The organism is Adhaeribacter radiodurans (genome assembly GCF_014075995.1).
Classification (GTDB): Bacteria; Bacteroidota; Bacteroidia; order Cytophagales; family Hymenobacteraceae; genus Adhaeribacter; species Adhaeribacter radiodurans.
Genome location: NZ_CP055153.1, coordinates 338,992 through 358,610 on the forward strand (window position 1 = coordinate 338,992; position 19,619 = coordinate 358,610).

A 19,619-nucleotide genomic window follows, 5' to 3' on the forward strand; every position below is an offset into this window, starting at 1 on the left:
TTTACCGAGAAATTTCAACGTTTTACCTGCATAATTTTCCTCTTTAGCCTACTTTCTATTTCGAAGATGCCGGGCAATTACCAGATTTGCAGTATAACAAATTAAATAACGGATGAAAAAGAGCCCTGCCTTATTTAATCTGGCTTAATGTACCTCTGTCAGTACTTTTAGTTAAATAATGTACGGGCAGTTTATAACAAGATATTTTACCGGTTACAAAAAAATACATTCTACAAAAAGCCGGATTTTACCTTAATATTTAAATAAATATTTAATCCATTGCTCCGCTCAGTTTGCTTCAATCCAGTCAAATTTAGAACTATGTTACCGCATTATATTTCAAACTTCATCAAGGTGCTTCTGCTGGTTGGAGTTTTGAGTTTTCTAGCCATAAATAAAATGTTGGCCCAGAGCACTTCCCCCACTATTGTTAGAGGAATTTTAAATGATGCCCAAACCCAAGAGCCTCTTATTGGTGTTTCGGTGTATTTTCCAGACACTCAAATTGGTACGGTTACCGATGTGGAAGGTAAGTACGTACTAAAAGCAAATCAGGCTTTTTCGCAGGTACGCTTCTCCTATGTGGGTTACAAAACTGTTAACCGTTCTATTGCGCCTAACCAAATCCAGGAACTTAATTTAACTCTGGATAACGATAGTCAGCAATTAACGGAAGTAGTTATTAAAGGCAAGCGCCGCTACCGCAATAAAAATAACCCGGCCGTAGATTTAATCCGGGAAGTTATTGCGCATAAAGCCGCCAATCAATTACAACAGTATAATTTTGCCGAGTACGAACAATACGAAAAGCTGCGCTTCTCTTTAACCAATACCCCCACAAAACTCAAGAAAAACTTTTTACTCCGGGAATTTCCTTACTTAACCGCCGATTTAGACACTACTACCTTAAAAGGAAGAGCGCTGCTGCCATTTTATATACAAGAGGTTTTTTCTAATAATTTCTACCGCCGGAACCCCGATAAAAAGAAAAAAATAATTACCGCTGAGAAAAAAGTAGATTTCGGCGAGTACATCGATAGCAAAGGCATGCAGGCTTATTTTAACCACCTGTACCAGGACATTGATATTTATCAAAATAACATTACAGTAGTAACCAACCAGTTTCTGAGCCCAATTGCCGATGCGGCGCCTACGTTTTACCGCTTTTATATAACCGATACCGTAGCTACCCAGAATGGCAAACTAATACAGTTAACTTTTGAACCCCGCAACGAAACCGACTTTTTATTTGCAGGAAACTTATACGTAACCCAAGATGGTAATTTTGCGGTGCAGAAAGCCGATTTAGGCATTAGTAAAACCATAAACCTGAACTGGGTGCGGGATTTGCGCATTAAGCTGGATTTTACCCCCGATGAAGCCGGTAAATACCATTTAAGCAAAAGCGAGATGCGCGCCGACCTGGGCTTAACGCCTAAAGGTAATTTTGGCATGTACGGCAGCAGGTTAGTAGTTTATAGAAATTATGCCTTCGATAAACCGCAACCCATTAATTTTTACGAGGGTTTACCCATTATAGCAGCAGAGTTAAAGACCCAACCCGACGAAAACTTCTTTAATGCCAACCGTCCGGATTCGTTAACGGCCAGCGAATCTACTACTTACACCAACATTGAAACCTTGCGGAATTCGCCTTCTTTTAAAAGAACCACTGATTGGGCTACTCTATTAATTGCCGGGTATAAAAAAGCAGGTCCGAAAATAGAAATTGGGCCGGTGGCTACTTTTTACAGCTTTAACCCGGTAGAAGGTTTCCGGTTGCGGTTTGGCGGCCGTACCACTCCTGATTTTAGTAAAAAAATAAATTTTGATACCTACGCGGCTTACGGTTTTAAAGACGAAAAATGGAAGTATTATCTGGGTGCCACTTACTCTTTAACCGATAAAACCATTTACGATTTTCCGGTACGGTCAGTGCGGGTGAGTTACCAGCAAGATACTAAAATACCTGGCCAGGAATTGCAGTTAATTCAAGAGAGTAACGTTTTTTTAAGTTTAAAACGGGGTGTTAACGATAAATACCTGTACAATAAAACCTTTAACCTGGAGTATTTGCAGGAGTTTGAAAACCATTTTTCGTATCGTTTAGGCTTAAAAAGATGGCAGCAATCACCGGCAGGTAGCTTGGAATTTGAAAGAATTACAACTTCCGAAAACCAGTCATCTTTGTTATCTAGCTTAACTACCGCGGAGCTTTCGGCGGAATTACGCTGGGCACCCAACGAGAAGTTCTTTCAGGGTAAAATTTACCGTACTTCCTTTATTGGTCGTTATCCGGTGTTTACCATACGCGGGATTGCCGGCGTAAAAGGCTTGTTCGATGGCGAGTATAATTATCAGCAAATTACCTTAAACGTATTTAAACGCTTTAGCTTATCACAATTAGGTTACACCGATGTGGTAACCGAAGGTGGTTATTTGTTCGGGCAGGTACCGTATCCTTTATTATCTATTCACCGGGCCAATCAAACGTATTCGTACCAGTTTCAGTCGTATAACCTGATGAACTTCCTGGAATTTGCCAGCGACCGGTACGCCAGTATTATGCTGGATCATTGTTTTAACGGGTTTATTTTTAATAAAATTCCGCTTATCAAGAAAACCAAGTTCCGGGAGTATGTTACTCTTAAAGCTCTATACGGTGGTGTGCGCGACGAAAACAATCCGGCATATAATAGTCAGTTGTTGAAGTTCCCGGTAGATGCCAGCGGGCAGACTACTACTTACTCTTTAGAAGATAAGCCTTACGTGGAGGGTAGCGTGGGTATCGGAAATATTTTTAAATTTTTTAGAATAGATCTGGTAAAACGTTTTTCTTATCTCAACCACCCGAATACTTCAGAGCTAGGCTTACGCGGTCAGTTTAAATTTGACTTCTAAACCTCGGTCGGCAAGCGACGCACGAGTCACCTTTAAGTTTTGTAAAAAAGCTTTTCGCGACTGGCTAATTACGAGTAAGGGAGTAAGCTGGTCTATGTATATCTAACCCTATAAATATGACAACATTTAACCAAGTAAAGGATTTAATTTTGGCGCAAGGTATTGTTTCGCGGGTAGCCATTTTACTCGAAACCGATTTAGTACTAGACCTGAACTATAAACCAGTGGATAGAGCAGAGTTATTCCGGATGATTCAACGGGAATTTAAAATAAATCTGGACCCGGAAGAATTTACTTCCTTAACCCGGATAGAGCAAATAACCCACTATATTCAGGAAAGCCGCCAAATTACTAAACCTTGTTAAACTGGTAACTTGTTAAAAAAGCAATAATAATCCGTGATTACAATTCAAAATCAATAATAAAGTGAGACCTAAAAAAGTACTTTTAAACGAAAAATCAGTATACAATCGCATTAAAACGGAGTGGCAGATTTCAGAAGAATTTCCTCAATTAAAAAAGATGCCTTTAAAAAAATTGGGAGTTTCAGCCTTAGAAATAAACTGGTTATTGAATACCATGGAAGGTGAGTACCAGTGCAACATCGTAGAAAATAATGTTTCTTTGGGAATGCCCCTGGAAGATTTTGTACACATTATTATGCAGGCAAACGGGCAATAAGACGTATGCTTAAGCATTAACGGCTAACTTTTTCTGTATATTAGCCCGAATTAGTAAATTGTAAACTTCTTCCGAGCATAAATCTTCTATTATTTACGGGTTGCGCTCTTAATAATTGCTTATTATATTGTTAAGGTAACCGAAACAAATAATGCAAAGAGGGCTTTAACTAAATTCAACATGGAGCTACTGCAAATAAATACTCCCCAGCTAGTAGAAAACGTGTTGCCTTTTCGGTTATCCTTTCGGCCGTTTATTCATTATTTGCGCAAACGAAAGCAAGAAGTTCCGTTAAATTCGGGTCTTATTTTCTTGTACGATTATCTGATTACCCGCTTTACTCCTTTTTTGGATTCGGAAGCCTTAGAAGTAATTACCAATACTGAATCTTTAGATGAACTTTTTACGCTGATTAAACACAGCGTTTTGCCCTTAATTCATCAGGGGGATGAAATTCCTTACGCTATTGGCTTGCCTCATCATCCGCTTACTTTATTTCATTATTCCGAAACTTTTAAGCGTCTCACTAATTCTACGGAAAAGCAGCCTCCCCACTCAGACCTGGTTACTATGCGCGAAAATTTGTTACGCGCGTTGTATAAGCTGGTACTGGAGAAATGCTACCACGTTTCTATCAGTACCAGCTTATCGCCATGGCTGACCATTAAAAAAGAAATAGAAGGACTTACTAAATATTACCGCCTCCGCATCGATTTCCGGTTTGTGGAACCGCATCCACCGGGTACTTTATCTCCTCTGCAACCAGATTGGATTGATTTTGCCGAAAAAAACATACAGACGGTGGAAGAACTACCGGTGCCTATACCTCTGGAGCAATTTACGTTCAATGGATTCTGTTTTTTTCTGTTGGAAGATGTTACCGAACAAGCAACTCTTCAGGAATTAAAAGAAGTATTTGTGCACCTGCAATCGGAAGAGGAAAGTGGTATTTACTATAGGTTCGAAAAAGCATTGCGTAACCTGTGTGGCCAGAAAGACATTCAAATTGGATTAATGCCTTTTTTGCAGGTAAACGGCCAATATGTGCACCACGCACCATATACTTCCCGCAGTATTTTCCTCAGGCATTCGGCTTACCCCAGTAATGAAAAAAGTAAACCCAAGGTACAGGATTTAATAGAAAGAATTGCTAGGAAGCCTGAGCCTCGGATAATGAATGATCTCGTAGATGCTAAAAATCCACCGCAACGGCTTCTTCGCCGCAATGGGTTCGGTAGCTTTATAATATATCCGTTGGTAGTTGCAAATAATGCCATAGGTATGCTCGAAATTGGTAGTCCGCATGTAGGTGCCCTGAATAAAGAAGTCTTACGCAAGATTGAACAAGCCATTCCGATGGTAATAGAATTACTGCTATACCAACGGAATCAGTTCAAAAACAGCATGGAAGAAATTGTGCGGCAAAAATTTACTTTACTACAGCCGGCATTAGAGTGGAAATTTAATGAGGCTGCCTGGGCTTACCTGCGGCAAGGGGAAGACGTGCCATTCGAAGAAGAAGCTACACAGGTAATTTTTGAGCAAGTTTTTCCTTTTTACGGCGCTATAGATGTACGCAATTCTTCCACGGAACGTAACAAGGCCATTCAGCAGGATTTTATGCGACAATTCCGTTTTGTTGGCGAAATATTGCAGTTACCTAATTTGCCTACCTACCAGGTTCGGCCCGAAAAATTATTAGCAAAGAGCTGGTACTGGCAGCGCCGCCTGATAGAAAAAATTAGCCCGGAAGATGAAGAACAGATTACTGATTTTTTAAAACACGAAATAAACCCCTATTTCCGGTTTTTGCACCAGAATCATCCTGATTTTAACACTTGGGTGCAGCCTTATCTGGAGATTACCAATTCTACTACCGGTCTTTACCAGGAAAAATACCAGGCCTACGAAAAAAGTATGGCACTCATAAATACTACGGTTAATTCTTATCTGGAGCAAGAGTCAAAAAATATTCAAGTTATTTATCCGCATTATTTTGAGAAATTTCGCACCGATGGTTTAGAATACAATTTGTACATGGGAGCTTCTATTGCGCCCTGGTTGCCGTTTGGGGCAGAACATTTGCAGCAAATTCGCTATTGGCAGCTTTCTTCTATGGTGCAAATGGCTGCTTTAACGCACCAGCTTTTACCAAACTTACCTTTACCGTTGCAAACTACTCAACTTATATTAGCGCATTCGCACCCGGTAGATATTAAGTTTCGGCTCGACGAACACCGGTTTGATGTAGAAGGTTCGTATAGTATCCGGTACGAAATACTTAAAAAGCGCTTGGATAAAGCCCACCTGAAAGGAACAACCGAGCGACTCACGCAACCCAATACCATAGCCCTGGTTTATACTACCCGCACCGAAATAGAAGAATTCTTGCCAGTTATCCATCATTTACAACAAGAAAAAAAGCTGGGTCCGGAGATAGAATTTCTGGAACTGGAGTTGTTGCAAGGAGTTACGGGTTTAAAGGCTCTTCGCCTGCACATTAACTACATTAGTACGCACAATGGTAACGCGGGTGCTTAAGCTATTTCTATTTAGTAAATAGGAGTACTGCGTTACCGGGTAAAAGATTATAAAAGATAAAAAATGCAATAAATCATTCCTAAGTTAAAAGCCGCATGACAAGTAATGGCTCCTAAAATAGAACCGGAGTATTGCTTAAAAACAAAAAACAGCACACTAACTAAAAACATACTTACTACCCAAATCAAAGTTGAAGTTGTCAGAAAATGCCATTGCTGATTGATATAGACGAATCCGAAGTGGGAAATATGGGTAACGGCAAAAGCAGAGCTATCAACAATGGATGCTTTTTTCTCCCCAATAGAATTAGCAAAACTAGCGTGAACAATGCCCCTGAAAAACAGTTCTTCTCCAATGGGGCTAAAAATCATTCCGGTTAAAGCAACAACGGCAAATAAAATAGCCTTGTCATGAGAATTTATTTGGGTGGGTATTTTATACGACCTGCCAATATAGTTATACCAATTTTCGTAGTGGTTGCCGTATATACTCTGACCTATGTAATACAACAAGAAGCTAACAATTAGCCCGGCAATAAGAGCAAGAACAAGCCCGGAATATTTTCTAGGTCTGGTAAGGCCGATCTTCTTCCGGCCATATTTAGTCAGGAACAGAAAAGGGGCAACAGCAGAAATGAGCATAATTAATCCAATAGAGCCATAATTACCCGTTGAATTTGCTATTAGAACTAAAATAAACCTTGGAATACAAATTACCAGAACTAAGAATAAACCAAATTTCCAATTAAAATTAAAAATTCTGCTCCAAACGGGTCTTAGTTCATTTTCCATGTTTATTGTTCAGGATTATTAATCTTAGGTTAATGCAGCATCCCCACTGGCGCTTCTACTTCCGGTTGATCTTTAGTAGCAGGTATGGCTTTACGGCCGAGTAATAAAATAAATAACGCTAATAAAGTGGAGCCTAACATAAGGCTTGTCATGGGCACGGCCGAACGAGCTTCGAATAAACTTAATAAAACTGTAGCTAAGGCACCAAAACCCATTTGAGATGCGCCCATTAAAGCAGAGGCACTACCGGCATTTTTAGAAAAAGGGCGCATGGATAAGGCCGAAGCATTGGGAAAGGTAAAGCCTAAACAGCACAGGTAAACAAAAATAAAAGCAATGGTCTCAAACAATCCCAGCCAGCCTAGGTTAGTGGCAATTACAAATAAAAGTGCAGTAAGGGCCTGGCAAAACAGAGCGGTTAAAATAATTTGTTCGCTGCGGTATTTCTTTAGTAAAATGCTGTTTACCTGACTGGCCCCAATTAAACCAATGGAAAGGAAGGCGAAAATCCAACCGTATTGTTTTTCACTTACTTTAAATATTTCCATAAAAAGCAAAGGCGAACCCGATACATAGGCGAGCAGGCCAGCAAACGATATAGCCCCCGAGAACGCATACGTATAAAATTGTGGTACTTTTAAAACGGCAAAGAAATTAGTAAGTATAGGTTTGGGTTTTAGAGAATAAGTAGGGTCGGGTGAACTGCTTTCTGGTAGGCCAAAATAAACTGCCACTAAAATGGCTGCTCCCATAGCTGCTAAAATTAAAAATACCATTTGCCAGCCAAAATCAGCCGTTACATAACCGCCTACCGTAGGAGCTACCATCGGCGAAACTCCTACTACCAGCATGAGCAGCGAAAAAACTTTAGCATTGTCTTCAATCGGAAATAAATCGCGCACCATGGCTACCGAAGCTACTGCTGCGGCGCAACTGCCAATTGCCTGAATAAAGCGCAATACTATTAAACTGTCGATGGAGGTAGCAAAGGCACAAGCCACCGAAGAAAGTACATATATGAACAAGCCGGCGTATAACGGACTTTTTCGTCCAAAGCGGTCTAATAAGGGACCGTACAAAAGCTGCCCCGCTGAAATACCAATAAAAAAGCTGGATAAAGAAAGAGCCACATCCGCCACGGTAGTGCGTAAATCTTGAGCAATGGCCGGAAAACCGGGCAAATACATATCAATGGAAAAAGGGCCAAGCGCAGTAAGGGTACCTAAAATCAGGATAAGCGAAAAGTATTTTTGGCGAGTCATGGGGTAATGGTAATAATAAGCGGCAAAGATAGTAGAAGTTAACCGACCAGGAAGCATTACCCGGCGGCTTACCTACGTTCTCCTATTTTATTGGTTTACTTTTTTGCCTGGTTTACTTGCTTACAATCAACATCTGAATAGCGAATGAGACGTAAAAATTTATTAATTGTAATTATTAAATAACTGGATAAAATTAGTTTAATATACTGGATGTCGAAATCAACAAATTATAATATTGGTATTCTGTTACTTATACCCACAAAAGTCTAATATCTGATATCTTAATACTTGTGTCTCTTTACTTAATAAAGTATTTGCAGTTGGGGGCGAAGCTAATTTTCTGTTTTTTCGTTACCTTAAGAAGTAGAATTCTATTTTCGATTAGCGTGATATGAATAAAATACCTTTGATAGTATTAGCCAGCGGATTGGGCCTGCTAACAGCTTGTAAATCTTCCGAAAATAATAATCAGAATATAAAAACCGAAATGGTTACCGAAACACCCGTACAAGAAGTTGTGGAACCCATGCGCAAGTTAAGTTTCCCGCATTCCGTTACATCTAAAATTAATCAGGTAGATAACTATCACGGCACAACTGTAGCAGATCCGTACCGTTGGCTCGAAAATGATACGGCTAAAGTAGTAAAAGAATGGGTAGAGGCGCAGAATGAACTTACGTTTGGCTATTTAGAAAAAATTCCTTTCCGGCAAAAAATTAGGCAACGGCTAACTAAAATCTGGAATTATCCGAAATACGAAGCCCCCTTTAAAGAAGGAAATAAATATTATTATTTTAAAAATAATGGCTTGCAAAACCAGAAAATACTTTACGTGCAGGATGGTTTAAAAGGTACTCCTACGGTTTTTTTAGACCCAAACAAACTATCCGAAGATGGTACCACCGCAATAAGTACAATAAGCTTTTCGGCTAACGGCGATTACATGGCCTATGGTACTTCGGGTGGAGGTTCTGATTGGAACGAATTTTACGTAATAGAAACGGCTAGTAAGAAGAAACTTGCTGATTCTTTGCAGTGGATTAAGTTTTCGGATGCCGCCTGGTTTAAAGACGGGTTCTTTTATAGCCGCTACAACGAACCAAAAACCGGTTCTAAAATGGCGAATAAAAACGAGAACCATAAAGTGTATTACCATAAAATAGGTACCACCCAAGCCGAAGATCAATTAATTTACGAAGACAAAAATCATTCGAACCGTTTGTTTTTTGCCCAAACTACCGAAGATGAACGTTTTTTGGTTATTAGTGCTACGGAAGGAGCTAGTTCCATTAATGCCTTGTACTATAAAGATCTTACCAGCGACAAAGCCGAAATTAAACCTTTAGTAAATAATTTCGAGGCCGAGTATGTATTAGTAGAAAACTTAGGCGATAAATTGCTGGTTCGAACCAATAAAAATGCCCCGCATTATCAGTTAGTCCTTATTGATCCGGACAAACCCAACCCAGATAATTGGCAAGTAGTTATTCCGGAATCGGAAGATGTGCTGGATAATGTGTCTTTAGTAAATAATAAATTGTTGGTTACCTACATGCGCAATGCCTCCAGTCATTTGTTAGTGCACGATACTAAAGGTAAACTTTTGAGTCAGGTAAAATTACCAACGCTAGGCACGGTAACTGGCTTTGGAGGTAAAAAAACGGACAAGGAAATTTTTTATACTTTTAATTCTTTTACCTACCCAAGTACTATTTATAAATACACCGTAGCTACTAATAAATCAGAATTATACCGCAAACCTCAGGTAGCGGTACAGATGGATAGTTACGAAACCAAGCAGATATTTTATACCAGTAAGGATGGGACTAAAATTCCGATGTTTATTGTGCATAAAAAAGGCTTAACCTTAGATGGTAAAAACCCAACCTATTTATATGGATACGGCGGCTTTAATGTTTCCATTTTACCGGGTTTCAGTATTTCGCGCATGTTATGGCTCGAAAATAATGGAGTTCTGGCTATTCCTAACATCCGGGGCGGAGGGGAGTTTGGCGAAGATTGGCATAAGGCGGGAATGCTGCCTTACAAACAAAACGTTTTTGATGATTTTATTGCAGCAGCAGAATATTTAATTAATGAAAAGTATACGAGTCCGGCCCGATTGGCAATTGCCGGTGGTTCTAACGGTGGCTTATTAATTGGTGCCGTAAGTAACCAGCGTCCGGATTTATTTAAAGTAGCCCTGCCCGCTGTTGGCGTTATGGACATGTTGCGGTTTCATAAATTTACTATTGGTTGGGCCTGGGTAGAAGAATATGGCTCCAGCGATAATCCCGAGCAATTTAAAAACTTATTAGCTATTTCGCCGCTGCATAATATTAAAGAAGGTGTTAGTTACCCTGCCACGCTTGTTACTACTGCCGACCACGACGACCGGGTAGTGCCGGCGCATTCTTTTAAATACATTGCTACCTTGCAGGAAAAAGGTGCAGGACCCAATCCTTACTTAATTCGGGTAGATGTAAATGCAGGGCACGGAGCAGGTAAAGCTACTTCTTTGCTCATTAACGAAGCCACCGATATTTGGTCTTTTATTTACTATAATATGGGTCTGAACCCGTATAGGGGTAAAAAAGTGTAAATTATCTAATATATTTTTGCGTAATATTAGTTTTTGATTATATTACCTAGGTATTTTAATCATTTAAGTTTACGCAAATGAAAACAATCTCTACCCTTGTTAACCTACTGGCTATTTTGTTAATAGTAGGTGGTATTGTTATGCGGATTTATAACTTACCCGATGATCAAATTAGTCTCACAATTTCTTTGTTTGGCGTCCTTATCTATATTTTAGCGGCTCCTGAAAAAACAAAAATTTACCGGCGTAACTTATAGCCAAAAAATCTGTAACGGAAAAAGTAAATAGTTCCTTGTAGTTGTTATTTGGGTAACCAAAAAGTAAAGCCAGAATATTAGGCAATACGGGCTTTACTTGTAATACCTAAAATGATAACTTGCCCCTTCTTACGAATCAAATTTAAATGAACATTTCTATTCGTCGGGGTATTGCAACCGATTTGCCGCAGGTGTATGCTTTAATTCAGGAGTTAGCTATTTACGAAAAAGCACCCGATGAGGTAACCAATACTCTTGTTGATATGCAGGAAGATGGTTTTGGCCCAAACCCGGTATTTGAATTTTTTGTAGCCGAAGCCGATAATACCGTCGTTGGCATTTGTTTGTATTACATGGCTTATTCTACCTGGAAAGGCCGGATGTTGTACCTGGAAGATTTAGTAATAACCGAAGCTTACCGCCGCTACGGAGTAGGCAAAAAGCTGTTCGATGCATTTGCTCGTCGGGCGTTAGAACTAAACGTAAAACGTTTAAAATGGCAAGTACTGGAATGGAACGAGCCAGCCATTAAATTCTACCGTAAGCTTAATGCCAACCTCGACCCAGAATGGATTAACTGCAACATGACAGCTGAACAAATAGCTGATTACGTAGCCGCGAATGGTTGAGGCATTTTATAGTTGAACCATTAAGTTGCTAAAAACAACAATCACATTCCTCGATTAATAAAGCTAAGTCTCACAAAATTAGCTCTTTTACCTCTGGTAAAGGCAAATGCTTTTTGATTTCTACAGGCTTTCAAAAATGGTTTAGAATTGTACACATCCAGTATCTAAATCAATCCATAATTTCTAAAATAGAATGAAACGTGACGTATTTATTAGGGTAACGTGCGTTGTGTTTTTTCTGCAGCTCCGTTTCAAAATCGCGTTGAAATTCTTCTAAATCGGCTATGTGGCGGGCAAAGTATTGTACTGCGTAGGTAGTGCCGCCATTGTCTTCGTACTCCGTCAGCATTTTACAAATCTGGTACTTAATAAAATAAGTAGTAGCCATTATTTCAGGAATATGTACTTCCTTCATCCACGTTAGCCAATCCTCAGCAACAGTATTGTCAATATTTATGGTTACATTATATAAAATCATACGTAAAAATAATGATTTTCCGTTTGCAACGTTCTGAAAAATAGAAGCAGCTTTTTTCTCTTAATTAGTATTAATGAATTTATATATAAAAATATTCATTCGGCGTGCGTGGATGTTGATTAAACTAGCAAAAGGTGACGCTCACCGAAAATCTAAACAAAGCAAATTTTATTTGCTTTATATTTGTACATCACAATAACGAAAGAGGTTGTTAAGAAGCTGAATAATGAAAATAGCTGAAGAAAAATTCGGCTGGCTCATTACAGGAAAGCTAAATAACTAATAAAAACAACCATTATCATTTCGAATTTAACCAGTGCAATCAATGCCCTTACAAGGTTAAAAGTGTGTTAGTAAATTTAAAGATTAATTTGTATCTTTAAAATACTACTGAAAGAGTAACAACAACCAATAAGTATACTATAAAGGAGCAGCCCCTTGGGCTGCTTTTTTATTTTATAACCTTTTTAATGAAGGAAGTCAGTTGTAGTTAAGAACTTATACAAATAGTAAAAAGAACCTTCGATTGTTCAAACCCAACAGGTTTTAAAAACATTATTGTCGGAAATAAAAGTTTAAAACAGTTTTTTCTATTTACTTCCGTTCTCTTGGAAGGATCTAACCAATTGAGAGTGAATTCCGAAGTGTTTTCTAGAAAGTTATAGCAGGTAATCTCCTTTACTTTCAACAATTCGTTCTTCTTTTCTGCCGGTTAGTTCCTTTCAGGATGACAATAGTAAAAGAAGTAGCCATCATCAGATTACTGATCCGGCAGGTTTCCAACATTTCTGTTTTCAATACCTACCGGATTGGCTTCTTTATAATATCCTCTTAGGGTAATTAGTAAATAACTACTTGGTATTAAAAGGAATGTATTAGGCTGCTTTATAAGCATAAATGCTAGCTAGTCACTTTAATGGCGATGACTGGAGAAAGTTAAAGGTATAGCTAAACGCACCCCAAAGTTGCGACCCATATTAAATACTCCTCGACGACCAGTAACCTCATTTAAAGCAGCGTATTTTAACCGACTCAAATGATTTTGGTAGGCAACATCAAATATGTTACTGGACATAATAGAAAGAGTACCTAGTATACGTTTGCCATTGGTTATATCAGTACCTAAGCCGCCATTTACCAGCGAGTAAGCAGGGGTAGCCGTTTCGGTACCAAAGGCACTGTAAAAACGGTTTTGCCTAAAATTATGTTCTAATTCTAGACGGGCATAAACATTACGAAACACTGGCCCTACTTTTTTAAAGTTAATCCGGATTTCAGACTGCAATCGGGTCGCAGGAATAAAAGGTAAATTCCGGGTAGAATCGGGCTGGTTTACCTGATGGCCCCGCACCAGCGAAAAAGTATTTTCAAAATGCAACCAATCCAGCGGGTGCGGGTGAATATCTAAACTTAATTCGCCACCCAGCAGGCGGGCATTACCTTGTACGTACTTGAACGTAGAAGCCAGATCATTAGGGTCACCGCTGAGTGAATCGCCACCAAACCTGCTTTCCAGCTTTTCGGCAAAAATGTATTGTTGTACCGCATTATGAAAGCCACTAATATCTAAGGTAATGTGCTCGGTATTCACATTTAAGCCTGCATCTACCTGAAAACTGGTTTCAGGATTTAAAGCAGGATTACCAACTTCGTAACGAATAGTACCTTCATGAATACCATTAGCCGCTAATTCGGAAATATTTGGCGCCCGAAAACCGCGGGCCGCATTTACTTTAACCGATACATTTTCGGAGAAGGCGTACGTACCGCCCACACTACCGGATATATTGGAGAAGCGGGTTTTAAAGCCGGCAAACTTTGTGGTAGTTGCATCCAATAGATTGGTTACCGGCTCTTCATTTTCGTTTAAATAAAGGGCATCGGAAGTTAGCCAACGCTCATCTAGGCGCAAACCGCCGCTTATATTTAAAGCGCCCATTGTTTTTCGGGTAAAAGCAAATACTCCAGCATCGCGCATCTGGTATTCCGGAATTAGAAATTCTACGCCCTTGTTTTTGTTTTGCTGGTGCATGCCGCTTATGCCAAACGTAGTTTCCCAACCATGTGCTTCCGGCAGAAAATACTTAGCATCGTAGCTTATAGTTTGCAAATCGAAGAATAAGGATTTTTCATTTTCATCTAAAATATTACCAAATTCTTTCCGAAGATTTTGCTGCCAATCGACATTCACGTTTAAGCGCGATGCACCAATAATAAAATTATTCTGTGAGGCAATCCGGCGGTGGTTTATACTTTGTTTTGGAATATCCAGGTGATATCCTTTTAGGTCGGCTGGCATTACAGCTTGTTCTGTAAAACTAGTATCCGTTTCTGGTACTAATTTCAGAAAATTACCATCGGCATCGCGTTCGCCTTCCACTAAACCAACTTCCTGGTTAAACGTGCTGAAATTTAAGTGAGAAAATCCCCAACTTTTATTTAGACCAATATAACCGCTGGCGTTTAGTTCGTTAAAGCCAGAGTTGTATACCGGTCCATCGTAACGGTTACGGTAATTACCTGCTTGCTTGTTGCTTAAACGAGCTTGCCAGTTAAAACCGTTAATGTTACCTGCGTTAAATAATGAGTAAGCTTGTAACCGGTTGTTCGTTTGATATCCCGCACTTACGTTGCCAATAATCCGGCCTTCTTCTACAGGGTCAGCGGCTAGAAAATTTATAACTCCAGCCATGGCATCAGAGCCGTACATAATGCTACCCGGACCCTTTACTATTTCAGCCCGGTCTACGGATGCTTCGTCGATTTCAATGCCGTGTTCATCGCCCCATTGTTGCCCTTCCTGCCGCATGCCATTATTTAGCGTTATCACCCGGTTAGCACTAAGTCCACGGATAACTGGTTTGGAGATAGCTGCACCCGTAGAGATTTGAGAAATACCTGGGGAATGCGCAATAGCATCAATAATATTATTGGCAGATCGTTGCCGAAGCTGGGTGCCTTCTATAACCGATGTTGGTACCGGATTACGGCGCATTTCCGTGGAAGCCGATACGCCGGTTATAACTACCGTGTTTATTTCGGTAGCGGAAGCAGCAAGCGGAAAATCAAGGGTAGTTTCGCCGCTAATAGTAATAGAGCGAGCTGTGCTCACGTACCCTACATAACTAATTTGCACTAAAAACCGGCCCCGTGGTAAATTTCGGATTTGAAAATTGCCAGTTTCGGTGGTTGCGGCTCCTTTTCTAAGGTCCGGCAGGTAAACAGTGGCACCAATTAAAGGTTCCTGAGTAGCCTGATCCACAACTTTGCCGAATAAAGTATTCTGGGCTAAAACAGGCATTGCCCCAAAAATAAATAAGGTATATATAATGAGTTTAGTCATAAAAGTTAAGTAAAATAAAAGGTTTGCTCCAAAAGAGCTTACCAAGATGGTAGCTTTAAAAAAAATCTTGTAAATGCCTGAACCCGCTGCTAAGTAATAGCAGATAGGAGAAAAGCGCAGTAAAGAGAAATTAAGCTACAGGAGGTCCCCGATGGGGTTGGGTATTAGGGAAAGTAAATTTCCATACCGAGGCAAAGGCTACCTGGTACGTTATTGGAAAGGAAACTATTTGTACCCGCAATGGGGTTTGGGTAGAATAAAAAGGACTATCAAACAAATGATCGGTAGGGCAGTGGATATGTTTTTGCTCCAGTTTTACCGCATCGGTTTTAGAAGTTTGCTTATGAATAGTATGCTGGTGAGCGTGCAATGCCAGGACCAACTCATCTGGGGTTATAATCCGGCAGAAGAGCAGGAGCATAAAATAAACCGTTATCTTCCGGAATAAGCTCACAATAGCAATTGTTTTCAGGACAAAGTTAAATACATTTAATTTTAGTTTACTTTATTTTAATTGAATATTATTCTTTTATAAAGTTTATGATAAGTTCTGAGTTTTTGGTATTTAGTAATTTGCAATCAGAATAATTTACTAATAAAATCAGATACTTACGGAATAAATAGGTGCGTTTTAATCTGATAGATAATGCTTTAACAACTGTACGATACAAATTGAATTTAAGTAATTGAACAAATAAGAAATTAAATGTTAAAATCGTTGTTAAAAAGACTCTGCTTAAATTGATACTGCTTTTCTGGAAAATATTATGGATTTTAAACTTGTGTTTTTTGTTTTCTGATGGAGAAGTTTTCTTTATCTAACTATTTTATTATGCGCCAATACAGATTGAATATTGGATTGGTAGGTCTGGTTTTAATTTTAGTAATTACAAGTTGTAGTAAACGTAATTATAACGTTGATGCCGAAACGGCACCTTTGGTAAACTCTAAATCGGGTTTATTTAAAAGGAAAATAATGGAGCCTGTTACCACAGCATCCATTGATACCACCAGACCTTCTTTGGCCACAACTCCTGTTCCGGATACGGTACAGGCAGCAACTAAAAAACGCAAGAAACAAAAAAGAAGCAAGAAAGAATTCCTTGGGTATCCCATCCGGAAAGGATACGTGAAATCTGGCAAGGGAAATAGAGCTACAATAGAAAAATTCTCTTACTTAAAAGAATACATTGAGCCTAGCGTTTACGCGCCGGCTAAGTATTACTACGATACCAAGCGGCACCGCATTTTCAAAGCACGTACCATTGATCCTAAAAGAGCCCGTATTGTACATGGGCCTTACAAAAAAATGGTAGGCAATAAAGTAGTAGCAGAAGGTTACTTTTACATTGGCACGCGCCATTTGCGTTGGGAGTCGTACAATAAAGATGGAATTCTATTAAGTAAATCGCACTTTGAGAAAGGTTTCCCGCGCGATGCCGTAATTAATTACTACGATGCGGGCCAGAAAAAAATGAAAGAAGTAATTCCTTACGTGAACAATAAAGTAGAAGGCGACTACGTAATGTTTCACCCTAATGGCTTATTAGCTTGGGAAGGCCAGTATGAAAAAGGAAAAAAAGTGGGGGTTTGGATAGAATTTTACGATTTCCGGAACCGCAAGCATTTTGAATATCAATATCCCGAATCAGCCAACGATAAGCCTTTTGAAGCTTTCTTGATTAAAGAATACGATCGCAACGGCAATATTATTTTCGAGAAAGGTAAAATTGATAAACGCCCGAAAATGTAATTTAGTTTGTAGTCGATAGTTCACTGTCCATAGACCCTGAATTCAAAGTTGAGATTTAATAGTTAATAAGTCATTAAATTAACTGCTTATTAATTAGGGGTTAAGTTTAAGATTTATACCTTATTTCTGCCAAGAAACTGCTATTTATCTAATAACCCGTTGACTGTGGTCTATCGTCCATGGACCATCGACCATCAATTAATGAAAAGCATCTTCTATATGATGGATCTGAAAAGGTGCGGGCGAACGGCCGCTAATGGCAATAACATCAAACCGAATGTCGTGTTGCCAGTTTAATTGGTGAATATATTCTTCGGCCGCCAGTAAAAACAAATCTATTTTCTTTGGGGTAATCGCTTCTTCCGGAAACCCAAATTGATTACTAGTACGCGTTTTAACTTCCACAAAAATTAACAGAGTGCCTTTTTGAGCAATAATATCAATTTCGGCTCTTTGGTAACGGTAATTTTGAGCTAGTATCGTAAAGCCATGCTCTATTAAATAAGTAGCGGCTAATTTTTCGCCGGTCGCTCCGGTATGGTTATGCTGTGCCATGTACGCCTTCTTTTTTCATGGGCTCTTGCTTTCTCACCAACTATTTAAATATTAATTGGTAATATTTTAAATTTTCCTAACCTTTCTTTTACCGAATGTTATTAATTTCGCCCAAGGTCAAGCTATTAACGTTATGCTACAAAATATTAATCCGGTTACCACTAATGCTTGGAGAAAATTAGAACAGCACTACACTATCATGAAAGATAACCACATGGTAGATATGTTTGCCGTAGATCCAAGCCGGTTTGCTACATTCTCGTTACATTTTGAGGATATAGTGGTTGATTTTTCGAAAAATATTATCAACGAGCAGACTATAGAAGCATTGTTGGAGTTGGCCAATGAGGCACAACTAAAAGATGCCATTGAGCAAATGTTTGGCGGCGATAAAATAAATCTGCGGGAAAATCGGGCAGTACTGCACGTTGCTTTACGTAATCGTTCGAATGAACCTATTTACGAAGATGGGGAAGATGTAATGCCCGAAATAAACCATGTTCTGGATCAGATAAAGAGTTTTTCTGAAAAAATAATTTCCGGTCAATGGTTGGGGTATTCGGGTAAACCTATTACGCATTTAGTAAATATTGGCATTGGCGGTTCGGATCTAGGCCCGTACATGGTTACGGAGGCGCTTAAACCCTATCAAAAGCCTAATTTAAAAGTACATTTTGTATCGAACATAGATGGTACGCACATTGCTGAAACCCTGAAAGAAGTAGATCCGGAAACTACTCTTTTCATGATTGCCTCTAAAACTTTTACTACCCAGGAAACCATGACCAATGCCGAAACGGCTAAAAGCTGGTTTTTAGAGCATGCTCAAAACGAAGCCGAAGTAGCAAAGCATTTTGTAGCCATTTCTACAAATTTAAAGGCGGTTAAAGAGTTTGGGATTGCAGAAGAAAATATGTTCGTTTTCTGGGATTGGGTAGGCGGGCGTTATTCGCTTTGGTCGTCTATCGGGTTATCTATTGCCTGTTTCATTGGCTACGAAAATTACATTCAATTGCTGGAAGGTGCCCATGCTATGGACAAACATTTCCGGATGACGCACTTCGAAAAGAATATTCCGGTATTGCTTGCCTTAATTAGTATTTGGTACATTAATTTTTTTGGGGCTCAAACCGAGGCTATTTTACCTTACGATCAATACATGCATCGCTTTCCGGCGTATTTTCAACAAGGGAATATGGAAAGTAACGGTAAATCCGTAGACCGTAATGGCGACCGCGTTACATACCAAACCGGCCCCGTTATCTGGGGCGAACCCGGCACTAACGGGCAACACGCTTTTTATCAACTTATTCACCAGGGTACCCAAATTATTCCCTGCGATTTTTTAGCTCCCGCTATTAGTCACAATCCTATCGGCGACCATCACGTAAAGTTATTATCTAACTTCTTTGCGCAAACTGAGGCCTTAATGAACGGCAAAAGCTTGCAGGAAGTAATAGACGAGTTAAAAAACGAAGGCTTGTCTGAAGAGGAAATAAAAGAGTTGGCCCCGGTAAAAGTATTTGCGGGTAATAAACCAACTAATTCTATACTGTTTAAAATACTCGACCCTCGTACGCTGGGTAGCTTAATTGCCATGTACGAACATAAAATATTTGTGCAAGGAGTTATCTGGAACATATTCAGTTTTGATCAGTGGGGCGTAGAATTAGGTAAACAACTAGCCAAAAAAGTGTTGCCCGAACTGCAAAATACCGAAGAAATTACGTCGCACGATTGTTCTACTAATGGGCTGATAAACGCTTATAAGAACATGTGTAATCAGTTTTTCAAAAGCTAATAGTCGATAACGCATTATTTAGAAC

General features: G+C 39.3%; 15 protein-coding genes. 9 read left to right on the top strand and 6 right to left on the bottom strand.

Annotated features, from left to right (window positions below):
* Positions 1-321: 321 nt before the first annotated feature.
* From HUW48_RS01955 to HUW48_RS01970, 4 genes are all read left to right on the top strand, one after another.
* The gene (locus HUW48_RS01955) at positions 322-2,901 is read left to right on the top strand and encodes a DUF5686 and carboxypeptidase-like regulatory domain-containing protein (protein WP_182414073.1); all 2,580 of its coding nucleotides are present in this window, start codon (positions 322-324) and stop codon (positions 2,899-2,901) included.
* Positions 2,902-3,017: 116 nt separating this feature from the next.
* Positions 3,018-3,266, top strand: coding sequence for an acyl carrier protein (locus HUW48_RS01960; protein ID WP_182414074.1), 249 nt, complete (start codon positions 3,018-3,020; stop codon positions 3,264-3,266).
* Positions 3,267-3,327: 61 nt separating this feature from the next.
* Positions 3,328-3,582, top strand: a complete 255-nt coding sequence (locus tag HUW48_RS01965; protein WP_182414075.1) for a hypothetical protein — start codon at positions 3,328-3,330, stop codon at positions 3,580-3,582.
* A gap of 180 nt (positions 3,583-3,762) precedes the next feature.
* Positions 3,763-6,123, top strand: a complete 2,361-nt coding sequence (locus tag HUW48_RS01970; protein WP_182414076.1) for a GAF domain-containing protein — start codon at positions 3,763-3,765, stop codon at positions 6,121-6,123.
* A gap of 47 nt (positions 6,124-6,170) precedes the next feature.
* Here the strand turns inward: HUW48_RS01970 and HUW48_RS01975 are convergent, their stop codons facing one another.
* Positions 6,171-6,914 (bottom strand): CPBP family intramembrane glutamic endopeptidase, encoded by a 744-nt coding sequence (locus tag HUW48_RS01975; RefSeq protein ID WP_182414077.1) that lies wholly within the window; start codon positions 6,912-6,914, stop codon positions 6,171-6,173.
* 29 nt (positions 6,915-6,943) lie between these two features.
* Entirely contained in the window at positions 6,944-8,233 is a 1,290-nt protein-coding gene (locus HUW48_RS01980) for a multidrug effflux MFS transporter (RefSeq protein ID WP_317173744.1), read from the bottom strand.
* Between the two features lie 334 nt (positions 8,234-8,567).
* Here HUW48_RS01980 and HUW48_RS01985 point away from each other — a divergent pair, with 334 nt between their 5' ends.
* The 3 genes from HUW48_RS01985 to HUW48_RS01995 all read left to right on the top strand — a co-directional run bounded on the left by HUW48_RS01985 (position 8,568) and on the right by HUW48_RS01995 (position 11,664).
* Positions 8,568-10,778 (top strand): prolyl oligopeptidase family serine peptidase, encoded by a 2,211-nt coding sequence (locus tag HUW48_RS01985; RefSeq protein WP_182414078.1) that lies wholly within the window; start codon positions 8,568-8,570, stop codon positions 10,776-10,778.
* A gap of 77 nt (positions 10,779-10,855) precedes the next feature.
* Positions 10,856-11,035: a hypothetical protein gene (locus tag HUW48_RS01990; RefSeq protein ID WP_182414079.1), complete on the top strand. Its 180-nt coding sequence runs from the start codon at positions 10,856-10,858 to the stop codon at positions 11,033-11,035.
* A gap of 146 nt (positions 11,036-11,181) precedes the next feature.
* Positions 11,182-11,664: a GNAT family N-acetyltransferase gene (locus tag HUW48_RS01995; RefSeq protein ID WP_182414080.1), complete on the top strand. Its 483-nt coding sequence runs from the start codon at positions 11,182-11,184 to the stop codon at positions 11,662-11,664.
* 169 nt (positions 11,665-11,833) lie between these two features.
* Here the strand turns inward: HUW48_RS01995 and HUW48_RS02000 are convergent, their stop codons facing one another.
* The 3 genes from HUW48_RS02000 to HUW48_RS02010 all read right to left on the bottom strand — a co-directional run bounded on the left by HUW48_RS02000 (position 11,834) and on the right by HUW48_RS02010 (position 15,906).
* Positions 11,834-12,142 (bottom strand): DUF4286 family protein, encoded by a 309-nt coding sequence (locus HUW48_RS02000; RefSeq protein ID WP_182414081.1) that lies wholly within the window; start codon positions 12,140-12,142, stop codon positions 11,834-11,836.
* Between the two features lie 913 nt (positions 12,143-13,055).
* Positions 13,056-15,485 carry a TonB-dependent receptor gene (locus HUW48_RS02005; protein ID WP_182414082.1) on the bottom strand — a complete coding sequence of 810 codons (2,430 nt, stop codon included), beginning with the start codon at positions 15,483-15,485 and terminating at the stop codon, positions 13,056-13,058.
* A 130-nt stretch (positions 15,486-15,615) separates the two neighbouring features.
* The gene (locus tag HUW48_RS02010; protein WP_182414083.1) at positions 15,616-15,906 is read right to left on the bottom strand and encodes a hypothetical protein; all 291 of its coding nucleotides are present in this window, start codon (positions 15,904-15,906) and stop codon (positions 15,616-15,618) included.
* A gap of 411 nt (positions 15,907-16,317) precedes the next feature.
* Between HUW48_RS02010 and HUW48_RS02015 the strand changes: the two genes are divergently transcribed.
* Positions 16,318-17,238, top strand: a complete 921-nt coding sequence (locus tag HUW48_RS02015) for a toxin-antitoxin system YwqK family antitoxin (RefSeq protein WP_182414084.1) — start codon at positions 16,318-16,320, stop codon at positions 17,236-17,238.
* A 198-nt stretch (positions 17,239-17,436) separates the two neighbouring features.
* Here the strand turns inward: HUW48_RS02015 and HUW48_RS02020 are convergent, their stop codons facing one another.
* Entirely contained in the window at positions 17,437-17,793 is a 357-nt protein-coding gene (locus tag HUW48_RS02020) for a YraN family protein (RefSeq protein ID WP_182414085.1), read from the bottom strand.
* 133 nt (positions 17,794-17,926) lie between these two features.
* Between HUW48_RS02020 and pgi the strand changes: the two genes are divergently transcribed.
* Positions 17,927-19,594 (top strand): glucose-6-phosphate isomerase, encoded by a 1,668-nt coding sequence (pgi, locus tag HUW48_RS02025; RefSeq protein ID WP_182414086.1) that lies wholly within the window; start codon positions 17,927-17,929, stop codon positions 19,592-19,594.
* Positions 19,595-19,619 lie beyond the last annotated feature (25 nt).

What these genes read in the sequence shown, in the direction of transcription:
- HUW48_RS01955 (WP_182414073.1), top strand. Translation starts at nt 322, where the DNA reads ATGTTACCGCATTATATTTCAAACTTCATCAAGGTGCTTCTGCTGGTT.
- HUW48_RS01960 (WP_182414074.1), top strand. Translation starts at nt 3,018, where the DNA reads ATGACAACATTTAACCAAGTAAAGGATTTAATTTTGGCGCAAGGTATT.
- HUW48_RS01970 (WP_182414076.1), top strand. Translation starts at nt 3,763, where the DNA reads ATGGAGCTACTGCAAATAAATACTCCCCAGCTAGTAGAAAACGTGTTG.
- HUW48_RS01975 (WP_182414077.1), bottom strand. Translation starts at nt 6,914, where the DNA reads ATGGAAAATGAACTAAGACCCGTTTGGAGCAGAATTTTTAATTTTAAT.
- HUW48_RS01980 (WP_317173744.1), bottom strand. Translation starts at nt 8,233, where the DNA reads ATGCTTCCTGGTCGGTTAACTTCTACTATCTTTGCCGCTTATTATTAC.
- HUW48_RS01985 (WP_182414078.1), top strand. Translation starts at nt 8,568, where the DNA reads ATGAATAAAATACCTTTGATAGTATTAGCCAGCGGATTGGGCCTGCTA.
- HUW48_RS01990 (WP_182414079.1), top strand. Translation starts at nt 10,856, where the DNA reads ATGAAAACAATCTCTACCCTTGTTAACCTACTGGCTATTTTGTTAATA.
- HUW48_RS01995 (WP_182414080.1), top strand. Translation starts at nt 11,182, where the DNA reads ATGAACATTTCTATTCGTCGGGGTATTGCAACCGATTTGCCGCAGGTG.
- HUW48_RS02000 (WP_182414081.1), bottom strand. Translation starts at nt 12,142, where the DNA reads ATGATTTTATATAATGTAACCATAAATATTGACAATACTGTTGCTGAG.
- HUW48_RS02005 (WP_182414082.1), bottom strand. Translation starts at nt 15,485, where the DNA reads ATGACTAAACTCATTATATATACCTTATTTATTTTTGGGGCAATGCCT.
- HUW48_RS02010 (WP_182414083.1), bottom strand. Translation starts at nt 15,906, where the DNA reads ATGCTCCTGCTCTTCTGCCGGATTATAACCCCAGATGAGTTGGTCCTG.
- HUW48_RS02015 (WP_182414084.1), top strand. Translation starts at nt 16,318, where the DNA reads ATGCGCCAATACAGATTGAATATTGGATTGGTAGGTCTGGTTTTAATT.
- HUW48_RS02020 (WP_182414085.1), bottom strand. Translation starts at nt 17,793, where the DNA reads ATGGCACAGCATAACCATACCGGAGCGACCGGCGAAAAATTAGCCGCT.
- pgi (WP_182414086.1), top strand. Translation starts at nt 17,927, where the DNA reads ATGCTACAAAATATTAATCCGGTTACCACTAATGCTTGGAGAAAATTA.